11 protein-coding genes are annotated in these 12,024 nt (G+C 60.0%); 3 read left to right on the forward strand and 8 right to left on the reverse strand.

Features of this window, described 5'->3' with window-relative positions; all coding sequences use genetic code 11:
- Nucleotides 1-10: 10 nt before the first annotated feature.
- The 6 genes from KGB07_RS07615 to KGB07_RS07640 form a co-directional block, all read right to left on the reverse strand.
- Entirely contained in the window at nt 11-790 is a 780-nt protein-coding gene (locus tag KGB07_RS07615) for an N-acetylmuramoyl-L-alanine amidase (protein ID WP_046042737.1), read from the reverse strand.
- 103 nt (nt 791-893) lie between these two features.
- Nucleotides 894-2,873 carry a GGDEF domain-containing protein gene (locus KGB07_RS07620; protein ID WP_046042667.1) on the reverse strand — a complete coding sequence of 660 codons (1,980 nt, stop codon included), beginning with the start codon at nt 2,871-2,873 and terminating at the stop codon, nt 894-896.
- Entirely contained in the window at nt 2,870-3,748 is an 879-nt protein-coding gene (locus KGB07_RS07625; protein ID WP_046042668.1) for an endonuclease/exonuclease/phosphatase family protein, read from the reverse strand. Before KGB07_RS07625 ends, KGB07_RS07620 begins: the two co-directional genes overlap by 4 nt.
- 14 nt (nt 3,749-3,762) lie before the next feature.
- Nucleotides 3,763-4,404, reverse strand: coding sequence for a thiol:disulfide interchange protein DsbA/DsbL (locus KGB07_RS07630; RefSeq protein WP_046042669.1), 642 nt, complete (start codon nt 4,402-4,404; stop codon nt 3,763-3,765).
- A gap of 200 nt (nt 4,405-4,604) precedes the next feature.
- The gene (locus KGB07_RS07635) at nt 4,605-5,234 is read right to left on the reverse strand and encodes a c-type cytochrome (protein ID WP_046042670.1); all 630 of its coding nucleotides are present in this window, start codon (nt 5,232-5,234) and stop codon (nt 4,605-4,607) included.
- A 45-nt stretch (nt 5,235-5,279) separates the two neighbouring features.
- Nucleotides 5,280-5,570: a c-type cytochrome gene (locus tag KGB07_RS07640; protein WP_008002190.1), complete on the reverse strand. Its 291-nt coding sequence runs from the start codon at nt 5,568-5,570 to the stop codon at nt 5,280-5,282.
- 191 nt (nt 5,571-5,761) lie between these two features.
- Between KGB07_RS07640 and yihA the strand changes: the two genes are divergently transcribed.
- Nucleotides 5,762-6,406: a ribosome biogenesis GTP-binding protein YihA/YsxC gene (yihA, locus tag KGB07_RS07645; RefSeq protein ID WP_046042671.1), complete on the forward strand. Its 645-nt coding sequence runs from the start codon at nt 5,762-5,764 to the stop codon at nt 6,404-6,406.
- Nucleotides 6,407-6,815: 409 nt separating this feature from the next.
- Here yihA and polA read toward each other — a convergent pair whose 3' ends face one another.
- Nucleotides 6,816-9,620 (reverse strand): DNA polymerase I, encoded by a 2,805-nt coding sequence (gene polA, locus KGB07_RS07650; protein WP_046042672.1) that lies wholly within the window; start codon nt 9,618-9,620, stop codon nt 6,816-6,818.
- A gap of 74 nt (nt 9,621-9,694) precedes the next feature.
- Between polA and KGB07_RS07655 the strand changes: the two genes are divergently transcribed.
- Nucleotides 9,695-9,982: a DUF2782 domain-containing protein gene (locus KGB07_RS07655; protein WP_046042673.1), complete on the forward strand. Its 288-nt coding sequence runs from the start codon at nt 9,695-9,697 to the stop codon at nt 9,980-9,982.
- A 60-nt stretch (nt 9,983-10,042) separates the two neighbouring features.
- Nucleotides 10,043-10,993: a homoserine kinase gene (locus KGB07_RS07660; RefSeq protein ID WP_046042674.1), complete on the forward strand. Its 951-nt coding sequence runs from the start codon at nt 10,043-10,045 to the stop codon at nt 10,991-10,993.
- A gap of 53 nt (nt 10,994-11,046) precedes the next feature.
- Here the strand turns inward: KGB07_RS07660 and znuA are convergent, their stop codons facing one another.
- The gene (gene znuA, locus KGB07_RS07665; protein WP_223465132.1) at nt 11,047-11,967 is read right to left on the reverse strand and encodes a zinc ABC transporter substrate-binding protein ZnuA; all 921 of its coding nucleotides are present in this window, start codon (nt 11,965-11,967) and stop codon (nt 11,047-11,049) included.
- Nucleotides 11,968-12,024 lie beyond the last annotated feature (57 nt).

Here is a 12,024-nt window from a genome sequence, read left to right on the forward strand (position 1 = left end):
GCGGGCGTCATTATTTTGTCTGATTCAACACCAACAGTAGCGCGGCAGTTTGTGCATCCGGAGTGCCATCGAAGCGCGCCGGACGGAAATGCATCTGAAATGCCGCGATCACATGTCGTGTCGCGACATCGAGCTCGCCGGTTTGTGGCGAGGCATAACCCAGGCGAGCCAACTGCGCCTGAAACCAGCTGATGCTCGGCAACTGCTCGGCGAACAGCATTTGCTGGCGCGCCACCGACTGTTCATTCGGCCAGATGCCCAAGCCTTCGGCGGCCAGACGCTTCCAGGGGAACAGTGGCCCCGGATCCAGCTTGCGCAAGGGTGCAATATCGCTATGGCCAATGATGTCGCGAGGCTTTGTGCCGTGACGTTTGCTGATGTCCTTGAGCAACACGATCAACGACTGGACCTGATCTTCAGTGTAGGGATACCACACGCGTCCGGTCGGGGTGTCCTTGAAGCCCGGGTTGACGATTTCGATACCGATGGAACTGGAGTTCAGCCAGGTCCGGCCATTCCACTCGCTCTCCCCGGCGTGCCAGGCCCGCACATTTTCATCCATCAGCTTGTAGATGGTGGCACCCTTGTCGTCGCCGATCAGGTAATGGCTGCTGACTTCACCGTGGGTCAGCAACTGCAACGAACGCTCCAGCGAGGCATTGGTGTAATGCACCACCACAAACTGTACGCGGCTATCGTAATTGGCCGAAGGGTGGCTGGTGTCGAAACGGGGACCGCTGGCACAGCCGGCAAGCACAATCAGCGATACGATCAGAGCAAAATATTTCATGGCGAAAGGCAGTACACGCAAGACAATAATGCAACAGTGTAACGTAATGCCTTGCGGGTGGACGGCAATCCCATCGAATTAAACAAAATGGAACAAATAACCGTCAGCTCGGTTCCACCCGGTTGCGGCCGGCATTTTTTGCGCGATACAGGGCCTGATCGGCTCTTTTAAGCACCTGATCGCTATGTTCACCCGGCCTGAAGGCCGTCATCCCGATAGACACTGTGATGGTCACCGGCTCTCCCTTGAAGTGGAACGGACAGGCCTCAATGGCGGCCCGCAAGCCTTCCAAGAACTTCAACCCTGCCGCCGGCACCGTGGATGGCATCAACAGCACAAACTCCTCACCGCCAAACCGGGCAATGAAATCCGTCCCGCGCAGCCGCTTGCGCAACACGCTGGCGATTATTTTCAGCACTTTGTCACCGGCCAGGTGCCCGTAGTTATCGTTGATACGCTTGAAATGATCGAGGTCGAGCATGGCCAGCAACAGCGTGTTGCCATGTTGCTGCCATTGTGTGACTTCGAGATCCAGCCGCTCGCTCCAAGCCGCGCGGTTGGGCAGCCCGGTCAACGGGTCGACCAATGCCTTCTGCCGTTGCTCTTCAAGGTGCTCGCGGTAACCCTGGGCCTCCTGCTCCATATGGGCGACCCGTTCGGCCAGGCTGTGCAGGCGCGCAGCGACCTCCTGCTCGCGTTCATCGCGCTGCTTCTGGTGCTGGTCCATGGTGCCCAGCAAGCCTTCGAGATGGTTTTCCAGTACGTGCTTGAGATCTTCCAGGTCCGCGGCTTCCTGCATGCTGCTTTGCAGGCCATCGACCTGTTCGCGGATCTGCGTGTCCATCTGCCGCGCGGCCGAACGATTGTCGGCGTGTCCGGCGGTGGCGGCCTGCAAGTTGCTCTGGAAGGACTCGAGGCGCTCGTTCAGCCGTTGCAGATAGACTTCGAACTCGTGCTGGCCGCTGTCGGTAATGGCCAGCATCAAGGTGGCGAAATCGTCGAGGATCGGCAGCAACTCGTACCAGTTCAGACCGTTTTTCAGACGATCGCGCATGGATTCGGCTTGCGGGCGATGGCGCTCGGGCAATGTCAGGTCGTCGAGCAGCCCCAGCAGCGTGTCTTCGATGTGGCTGGCCACCGAGCTATAGGAGGGCTCAGGGGAATCCGGGAGTGCATAGAGGATGTCGTGTTCAGCTGACGCCTGATCGACAGCGGCCACGTCCTCCATGGGCATCGGAGGTAATGACAAGCTATCCGGCGATGTTTGCGCGGTCAGCTCGTCGGGGTTTGTTTCCGACTCGGGAGGCGTCGCGATGGTTTCCGGGGTCGGTTGCTCGGCCGGTCCGGTTTCTGCCGCGGCGGCACTGGCCGGTTGAGGCTCCGTAGGAGGAGGGGCAAAAGCCACGACTGCCGGAGCAGGCGCAGCCACGGTTGGCTTGGTCGGCGCAGACTCGCCTTCAACTCGCTCAGCAGGGGGTCTATCGAAAGTTGCCGCAGGGGCCGCGGCTACAGAGGCCAGGCCAGGAGATGTAGCCGCTGATGCCACCGTCTCCTCCGCCTCACGACCGCCGAACAACCGCTGCAGCAAGCCCGGCCGGCCGTACTCCGTCGGGGTCTCCAGCTGGCTCAGGGCCTTGCCCTGCAAGCCACTCAGCTCGCTGAGCAGCAAGGGTATCTCACGTGCCTGACTGACCCGCGCATCCAGTTGCTTGGCGAAACTCTTGAGTGGCCGGCTCACATCCCGCGGCAGCGGCAATGTTTGCAGTTGCGTGACCAGCGCGGTCAGGGCGGCACTGGTCTGGTTGACCCGGGTTTCCCGACGCTGCTCCGAGTCGAGCACGGCTTTTTCCAGGCGTGGAATCAGCGCGGCCAGACCAGCGTCCATGTCATCGGTGCGCACGACCTCGCGCATTTCCTTCATGCATTGGTCAACGGCGCGGTCAGTACCTTCCGCCGCCAGGGTGCTGCGCACCAGCCCGCGACGCAGCAAGTCGAGCCGCGCGTCCCAGCGACGTTCGAGCTTTTCCTGTTGTTCGATGCTTTTGAGGTATTTCTCTTTCCAGCGCTGTGCTTCGTCGCTCATTCAGGGGTTCCGCGAGGGGCAGGACTCAACGCGGGCAATGCATCGGCCGTGAGCGAACCCGGCAAACGAATCTCTACCGCGACCGGCAGGTGATCGGAAATGGGCTGTGCCAGCACCTCGACCTTTTCCAGGGTCAGGCTCGGGCTCAGCAGGATATGGTCCAGGCAGCGCTGTGGGCGCCAGCTGGGAAACGTCGCTTCCAGTTGCGGCGCGAGCAGGCCGAGATCGCGCAACGGGGAATGTAGCAGCAGGTCACTGGCATGGGTGTTCATGTCGCCCATCAGCACCTGGTGCTTGTAGTCGCCAATCAACTCACGGATGTAGGCCAGTTGCAGGCTGCGGGCCCGGGCGCCCAACGCCAGGTGCATCATGACCACCACCAGCGCTTCCGGACCTTCGCCAAACCGCACCAGAATGGCTCCGCGACCCTTTGGCCCCGGCAGCGGATGATCCTCAATTGCCCATGGGCGCAATCGGCTGAGCACGCCATTGCTGTGCTGGGCCAGGCGACCGAGATTGCGATTGAGTTGTTGATACCAGTAGGGAAAGGCACCGAGTTGGGCCAGGTGTTCGACCTGATTGACGTAGCCTGACCGCAGGCTGCCGCCATCGGCCTCTTGCAAGGCGACCAGATCGAAGTCGCCCAGCAGGTTGCCGATTTTTTGAAGGTTGTCGGCACGCCCGGTGTGCGGCAGCAGGTGCTGCCAGCCCCGGGTCAGGTAATGCCGGTAGCGCTCGGTACTGATACCGACCTGGATATTGAAGCTGAGCAAGCGCAGACGACTGTCTGCGGGCAGGCCCGTGGACTCCAGATGATGTTCGTTGACCCGCGGATCATGCAGGCCAACGATGCGTTCAGTACCCCATCGGCGCATGGCAGTGACTGCCCTTAGTTGGCGGCAGCCTTGTTAGCCGCTCGCTCTTTGTCGATCAGTTTGTCGGCCAGTTGCAGGGCCTGTTCGGCACCGCCGGCAGAACCCACGTCAAAGCGGTACTTACCGTTGACGATCATGGTTGGAACGCCGGAGATTTCATACTTCTTGGCCAGTTCACGAGCCTTGACGATCTGACCCTTGATAGCGAAAGAGTCGAAAGTCGCGAGGAACTTGTCCTTGTCCACGCCTTGGGTAGCGAGGAAGTCGGCCATGTCGTTCTTGTCGGTCAGTTTCTTGTGTTCTTTCTGAATCGCATTGAACACCGCGGCGTGAACGTTGTGCTCGACACCCATGGCTTCAAGGGTCAGGAACATCTGACCGTGAGCGTCCCACGGGCCACCGAACATGGCTGGAATGCGCACGAAGTTCACGTCCGAAGGCAGCTTTTCGACCCACGGATTAATCACTGGCTCGAAAGCGAAGCAATGCGGGCAGCCGTACCAGAACAGCTCTACCACTTCGATCTTGCCAGGCACGGCGACCGGAACCGGGTTGCTCAGTTCGACATAAGGTGCAGCGGGGGCCTCAGCGGCCTGGGCAGTCATGCCGAACAGGCTGGCAGCGGCAAAAACGGCGCTGATGATCAGATTACGCATGCTTCACTCCTGGACAAATTTTTTCGCCTCGCGCGACCTGTTATCAGACAGGTCCTGGCGGGCTTGAGTTCTGTAGTGTAACGGCAGCGGCCAAAAAAAAGGGCGGCCAAAGCCACCCTTTTTATACTCGTTGCAACGGATTAATCGAGCGTTAACGTTGCAGGTGATAAGCACCCCGTTCAACGCCCGATCCGCCAGCCTTAGTGCAGGCCTTGAATGTAGCTGGACACCGCGGCGATGTCTTCGTCGCTCAGCTTCTTGGCAATGGTCTGCATGGGTTTGGTATCGCCGTCGTTGGTACGGCCGCCTTCTTCCCTGCGGAAATCGGTCAGTTGCTTGCCGACGTATTGAGCGTGCTGGCCACCCAGGTGCGGGAAACCGGCAGCCGCGTTACCTGCGCCATTTGGCGAGTGGCAACCGGTGCAGGATGGCAGGCCCTTGGCCAGGTCACCACCACGGAACAGGGCTTCACCGCGAGCGACGATCTTCGGATCGGCAGCACCGACGCTGCCTTTCTGGCTGGCGAAGTAGGCGGCGATGTCCGCCAGGTCCTGATCGCTCAGGTTGGTCAGCAGGCCGGTCATTTCCAGAACGGTGCGCTTGCCCGACTTGATGTCGTGCAATTGCTTGGTCAGGTAGCGTTCGCCCTGACCTGCCAGTTTTGGAAAGTTTGGCGCCATGCTGTTGCCATCCGGGCCGTGGCAGGCGCCACAGACGGCGGCTTTGGCCTGGCCGGCTTTTGCATCACCCGGTTGTACTGCCTCACCTGCAGCATGGGCCATGCCGGAGATGCCCACGGTCAACAGCAGACTCACGATCAATTTCTTCATCAGCTAATCCAACTACGGCTAAGGGTTAAGAGTTATGGACCGGGCTTACTCGCTCATCCAAAGGATGATGGCTTGGTAATCCTCGGCACTGCAGTCCATGCACAAACCACGCGGCGGCATCGCCTTGAAACCCTGGGTCACGTGTTGCACCAGCGTCTCCATACCTTTCGCCAACCTCGGCGTCCAAGCTTCCTGATCGCCTTTTTTCGGCGCCATGGGGAGTTGGCCGGAATGACAGGCACCACAAACACGGTTGTACACAGCTTCCGGATCCTGTGTAGCCTGAGCGCTGTAAAGCGGCATCAATACACCGGCAGCTAGCAGCCATTTCGTCATAAAACGACCTTTTCAGGGTTGAGAGCGAGCTGCGTTCTAGTGCGCAATCAAGGTCTGTCGCTCTCGTGAACTTCATCCTACGCTGGGACAAAGCGCACACAAAATCTGCGGCATTATATACTGGCGTCACTGAAACGGAAGCGACACTGCTTGCCGCACCCATTCCTGGCGCCGCCCACATCGGAAATCCCATGCAACTCAAGAATCCCATCCTCGGTCTGTGCCAACAGTCCACCTTCATGCTCAGCGCCGCCAAAGTCGACCAATGTCCGGATGACGAGGGCTTCGAAGTCGCCTTCGCCGGGCGTTCCAACGCCGGCAAGTCGAGTGCCTTGAACACCCTGACCCACGCCAGCCTGGCGCGCACCTCGAAAACGCCGGGGCGCACGCAACTGTTGAATTTCTTCAAGCTAGACGATGAACGCCGTCTGGTCGACCTGCCGGGCTACGGTTATGCAAAAGTACCGATCCCGCTCAAGCAACACTGGCAACGTCACCTGGAGGCATATCTGGGTGGTCGCGAGAGTTTGAAAGGTCTGATCCTGATGATGGACATCCGCCATCCGATGACCGATTTCGACTTGCTGATGCTCGACTGGGCCGTTGCTGCCGGCATGCCGATGCACATTCTGCTGACCAAAGCAGACAAGCTGACCTATGGCGCAGCCAAGAACACGCTGCTCAAGGTTCAAGCGGAAATCCGCAAGGGCTGGGGCGATCTCGTGACGATTCAGCTGTTCTCGGCCCCAAAACGCATGGGCCTGGAAGATGCTTACACCGTACTGGCTGGCTGGATGGAACTGGCGGACAAGGGTGCCGAAGCAGAAGCTCAGTAAGTGCCGAGAACTGCCTGCGGCGCACGCAGGCAGTTTTCTTTGGGCAAAAAAAACCCCGGGCTTCATATGGGGAGGGAGAAGTTCCGGGGTTCAAGCTCTAGACCGCTAGGGCGGGGTCCAGATATCTGCCAACACTTAACACAACATAGGAGCATCGAAGGGCTTCACCAGCCATTCAGTAACTCTGAGTGGTGGTGTGCAAGATTAGTTCAGATTTTTTTCAAATAGCTTTGAAATAACTCTGATCGCCCTCCGGACTAAGCTGTTTTTTGCGCCCTTCTGCCGCGGCACTCTGCCGCAGCAGAACACGACAATTTTCTGTAGGAGCGAGCCTGCTCGCGATGGAATTTCAGTCGCAATCGATGTGTCTGACACTCCATCGCGAGCAAGCTCGCTCCTACAAGAAGGCTCAGTGAGCCTCATCCCAGTTGTTTCCAACACCCACTTCGACCAGTAACGGCACATCCAGTTTCGCCGCCTCGCTCATGTGCACGCGAATTTCATCGCGAACCAGGTCGACCAGGTCTTCACGTACCTCGAGCACCAGTTCATCGTGCACCTGCAAAATGACTTTGGCGTCGAGGCCCGACGCGGCCAGCCAGTTATCCACCGCGACCATGGCTTTCTTGATGATGTCCGCGGCAGTGCCTTGCATCGGTGCGTTGATCGCCGTGCGTTCGGCGGCGGCGCGCTCTTGCGGCTTGTTGGAGTTGATGTCCGGCAGGTACAGGCGACGGCCGAAGAACGTCTCGACATAACCTTGCTCGGCGGCCTGGGCGCGCGTGCGGTCCATGTACTGGCGAACGCCGGGGTACCGGGCAAAGTAGGTATCGATGTAGGCCTTGGCGGTCTTGGTGTCGACGCCGATGTCCTTGCCGAGCTTCTGCGCGCCCATGCCGTAGATCAGACCGAAGTTGATCGCCTTGGCGCTGCGGCGCTGGTTGGAGGTCACGTCGGCCAGTTCGACCTTGAACACCTCGGCGGCGGTCGCAGTGTGTACGTCCAGATTGTGGCGGAAGGCGTTCATCAGCCCTTCATCCCGTGACAGGTGCGCCATGATCCGCAGTTCGATCTGCGAATAGTCCGCCGCCAGCAGCTTGTAGCCGGTCGGGGCCACGAACGCCTGGCGGATGCGACGCCCTTCGGCGGTACGCACCGGGATGTTCTGCAGGTTCGGATCGCTGGAGGACAGCCGCCCGGTGGACGCCACCGCCTGGTGATACGAGGTATGGATCCGCCCGGTACGCGGGTTGATCTGCTCCGGAAGACGATCGGTGTAAGTACTTTTCAGCTTGCTCATAGAGCGGTATTCCATGAGCACTTTCGGCAATCGATAGTCGTCTTCTGCCAGTTTGGCCAGCACTTCTTCGGCAGTGGATGGCTGGCCCTTGGCGGTTTTCTTCAACACCGGCAGGCCGAGCTTCTCGTAAAGGATCACGCCAAGTTGCTTGGGCGAACCGAGGTTGAATTCCTCACCGGCAATCTCGAAGGCTTCACGCTCCAGCGCCACCATCTTGTCGCCCAGTTCAATACTTTGCACGCCCAGCAAGGCGGCGTCGACGAATGCGCCCTGGCGTTCGATACGCGCCAATACCGGTACCAACGGGATCTCGATGTCGGTCAGCACGCTGGCCAGGCTTGGAATGGCCGAGAGCTTTTCGAACAGGGTCTGGTGCAGGCGCAGGGTGATATCCGCATCTTCGGCGGCGTAAGGCCCGGCCTGCTCCAAGGCGATCTGATCGAACGTCAGCTGCTTCACGCCTTTGCCGGCGATGTCCTGGAAACTCACCGTGGTGTGGTCCAGATACTTCTGCGCCAGGCTGTCCATGTCATGGCGGGTGGCCGTGGAGTTCAGTACGTAGGACTCAAGCATGGTGTCGAAGGCGATGCCACGCACGGTAATGCCGTTGTCCTGATCGCCGCCGATGGCGCAATTGGCCAGGATGTTCATGTCGAACTTGGCGTGCTGGCCGACCTTGAGCTTGGCCGGGTCTTCCAGAATCGGCTTGAGCGCGCGCAGGACCGTGTCACGATCCAGCTGCTGCGGCACACCAATGTAGGAATGGGTCAACGGGATGTAGGCCGCTTCGTTAGCCTGAACGGCGAACGACAGGCCCACCAGTTGCGCCTGCTGCGCATCGATGCCGGTTGTTTCGGTGTCGAAGGCAAACAGCTTGGCGTTGTTCAGTTTTTCCAGCCAGGCATCGAACCGCGCCTGATCGAGGATGGTTTCATAGGCGGCTTCAGCAGCGGCGGCCGGTGCTTCGGCCTCTGGTTCGCTGAACAGATCGGCGGCCGGTGCAGGCTCGGCGGCAGCGCTCAGTTCCAGGCGTTTGGCGTCGCGATCAAGGTCGTTCAGCCAGCTCTTGAACTCCAGCAGGGTGTACAGCTCGTAGAGTTTGGCCGGATCTTCCGCGCCCATTTGCAAGTCGTCGAGCCCAACGTCCAGCGGTACATCGACCTTGATGGTCGCCAGTTGATAGGAGAGGAAGGCCATTTCCTTGTGCTCTTCGAGCTTGGCCGGCAGGGTCTTGGCGCCGCGAATCGGCAGGGTCGGCACGATGTCGAGCTGCGCATAGAGTTCGGTCAGACCGCCGTTCACACCGACCAGCAGGCCGGAAGCCGTCTTCGGGCCGATGCCTGGAACACCCGGAATGTTGTCGGAAGAATCGCCCATGAGCGCCAGATAATCGATGATCTGCTCCGGAGCGACGCCGAATTTCTCCTTCACGCCCTCCACGTCCATGCTGCTACCGGTCATGGTGTTGACCAAGGTAATGTGACCGTCGACCAGTTGCGCCATGTCCTTGTCACCGGTGGAAATAATCACCGGACGATCCGCAGCCGCGCTGCTGCGGGCCAGGGTGCCGATCACGTCATCGGCCTCGACGCCCTCGACGCACAGCAGCGGAAAGCCCAGGGCGATCACGCTCTGGTGCAGCGGCTCGATCTGCACGCGCATGTCGTCGGGCATGCTCGGACGGTTGGCCTTGTATTCGGCGTACATGTCATCGCGAAAAGTCCCACCCTTGGCGTCGAACACCACGGCGAACGGACTATCCGGATATTGCTTGCGCAGGCTCTTGAGCATGTTCAAGACGCCCTTGACCGCGCCGGTCGGCAGGCCTTTGGACGTGGTCAGCGGCGGCAGCGCGTGAAAGGCGCGGTACAGGTAAGAAGAACCGTCCACCAGGACGAGGGGGGCTTGGCTCATGAGCAGGATCAACCTTTTCGGCGGGTCCGGCGCTAGAATAGCGGGACCGTTGACGACAAAGGGACAAGGTTATCATGCGCACACTAAATCGCCTGTTGCTGGCTGGCTTGTTTGCTATCACACCTTTGGCCGTCATGGCGGCGGATGACGCCCCTTCGGCAGACCCGGATGTCACGATCCGCACGGAAGGGGACAAGCTCATTCAGGAATACCGCCAAAACGGCTTCCTGTATGCGATCAAAGTCACGCCCAAAGGCGGCAAGCCGTATTTTCTCGTGCGCGCCGATGGGTCGGACGGTAACTTCATTCGCTCGGATTACCCGGATATGCTGATTCCGGCGTGGGAAATTTTTAAGTGGTAAGTCGTCCTTAACTTTAATCGGCGCTGGCTCAACAGCGGCGCCCGTACTGGCAGTTTAAACATGTCTGTGTTCACCCCCCTGGCTCGGCCCGAGCTGGAAGCTTTTCTCGCCCCTTATGGCCTCGGCCGCCTGCTTGATTTCCAGGGGATTGCCGCCGGTAGCGAAAACACCAATTTCTTTATCAGCCTGGAGCAGGGCGAATTTGTCCTGACCCTGATCGAGCGCGGCCCGGTTCAGGAAATGCCGTTCTTCATCGAACTGCTCGACGTGCTGCACGGCGCGAACTTGCCGGTGCCTTACGCCTTGCGCACCACCGACGGCGTGGCCCTGCGCGAACTGGCGGGTAAACCTGCGCTGCTGCAACCGCGTCTGGCCGGCAAGCACATCAAGCAAGCCAACGCGCAACATTGTGCGCAGGTCGGTGAGTTGCTCGGCCATCTGCACCTGGCGACCCAGGCCAACATGATCAAGCGCAAAACCGATCGTGGCCTGGACTGGATGCTGGAAGAGGGCACGCAGTTTTTGTCGCACCTCGGTGCCGAACAGAAAGACCTGCTGCAGCGGGCGCTGGAAGAAATCACCCGGCAGAAAGGAAAAATCCTGGCACTGCCACGGGCGAACATTCACGCCGACCTGTTCCGCGACAACGCGATGTTCGAAGGCACGCACCTGACCGGGCTGATCGACTTCTACAACGCCTGCTCCGGGCCGATGCTCTACGACGTGGCGATTGCCTTGAACGACTGGTGCTCGAACGACGATGGCGTGATCGATGGACCGCGAGCGCGGGCCTTGCTGGGCGCTTACGCGGCCTTGCGACCGTTCACCGCGGCCGAAGCCGAGTTGTGGTCGACCATGCTGCGGGTGGCTTGCGTACGGTTCTGGTTGTCACGCCTGATCGCGGCGGAGTCGTTCGCCGGGCAGGATGTGCTGATTCACGATCCGATGGAGTTCCAGTTGCGCCTGGCGCAGCGGCAGACGGTCAATACGCCATTGCCTTTCGCCCTTTAAAGGCTTTGACCTGTGGGAGCGAGCTTGCTCGCTCCCACAGGGTCTGGTGTCGGTTACAACGACTCCAGGCACCCCGCCAGATCATTCCCCAGCTTCTCCAACACCTGCTCATAGCCCTGAGCAGTCGCCGGCGTGTACCCGCCCAGCGCATCCAGTTCAGCCAGCTTCACCGGCAAGCCCGCCACCAGGGTTTCCGCCAGGCGCGGCCGTAGCGGCGGTTCGCTGAACACGCAAGTCTTGCCGACTTCCTGCAACCGCGCGCGCATTGCCGCGACATGCTGGGCACCGGGCTGCACTTCGGCCGCGACGCTGAACACACCCACGTGCTTGAGGCCGTAGGCGTCTTCGAAGTAGTCGAAGGCTTCGTGGAACACGAAGTAGGGCTTGCCCTGAACATCGGCCAGGCGTTTCTTCAGGCGCGCATCCAACGCATCGAGACGCTCGTCAAAGGCTTTCAGATTGCTCTGATAGCGCGCGGCATTGTCAGGATCGGCGGCACTCAGGTCAGCGGCCATTTTCGTGGCGATGACCCGGGCGTTGACCGGCGACAGCCACAGGTGCGCATCGAGGCTGCCCGGACGGTGATCGTGGTCATGTTCGTCGGCTTCTTCGGCGTGGGAGTGGCTATCTTCGGCAAAGCGGCGCAGTTTCATGCCCGGCAAATCCTGCACGGCGACGTTGGGCAACGTACGACCATTGAGCACCCGTGGCAGGAAGCCTTCCATGTCCGGGCCGATCCAGTACAGAAGGTCCACCGATTGCACCTTGCGTACGTCGGAAGGGCGCAACGCATAGTTATGCGGTGAGGCCCCCGGCGGCAGCAAAACCTCGGGGATCGCCACGCCGTCCTGCACCGCCGCGGCGATCAACTGCAGAGGCTTGATGCTGGTAAGGACCTTGACCTCGGCCTGCGCTGAACCGATCAGCAGAAAACTTGCGATAAATGCGACAAAAACAAAAAAAAGTCGGGACACGATGACCACTCGAAGAGGCGAGAACGGGTAACATAATAACGTCTCTCACAAAACTCG

Source organism: Pseudomonas sp. GL-RE-26 (genome assembly GCF_019956275.1).
Lineage (GTDB): Bacteria > Pseudomonadota > Gammaproteobacteria > Pseudomonadales > Pseudomonadaceae > Aquipseudomonas > Aquipseudomonas grandcourensis.

Coding starts and splice junctions, on each gene's coding strand:
- KGB07_RS07615 (WP_046042737.1), bottom strand. CDS start 790: ATGAAATATTTTGCTCTGATCGTATCGCTGATTGTGCTTGCCGGCTGT.
- KGB07_RS07620 (WP_046042667.1), bottom strand. CDS start 2,873: ATGAGCGACGAAGCACAGCGCTGGAAAGAGAAATACCTCAAAAGCATC.
- KGB07_RS07625 (WP_046042668.1), bottom strand. CDS start 3,748: ATGCGCCGATGGGGTACTGAACGCATCGTTGGCCTGCATGATCCGCGG.
- KGB07_RS07630 (WP_046042669.1), bottom strand. CDS start 4,404: ATGCGTAATCTGATCATCAGCGCCGTTTTTGCCGCTGCCAGCCTGTTC.
- KGB07_RS07635 (WP_046042670.1), bottom strand. CDS start 5,234: ATGAAGAAATTGATCGTGAGTCTGCTGTTGACCGTGGGCATCTCCGGC.
- KGB07_RS07640 (WP_008002190.1), bottom strand. CDS start 5,570: ATGACGAAATGGCTGCTAGCTGCCGGTGTATTGATGCCGCTTTACAGC.
- yihA (WP_046042671.1), top strand. CDS start 5,762: ATGCAACTCAAGAATCCCATCCTCGGTCTGTGCCAACAGTCCACCTTC.
- polA (WP_046042672.1), bottom strand. CDS start 9,620: ATGAGCCAAGCCCCCCTCGTCCTGGTGGACGGTTCTTCTTACCTGTAC.
- KGB07_RS07655 (WP_046042673.1), top strand. CDS start 9,695: ATGCGCACACTAAATCGCCTGTTGCTGGCTGGCTTGTTTGCTATCACA.
- KGB07_RS07660 (WP_046042674.1), top strand. CDS start 10,043: ATGTCTGTGTTCACCCCCCTGGCTCGGCCCGAGCTGGAAGCTTTTCTC.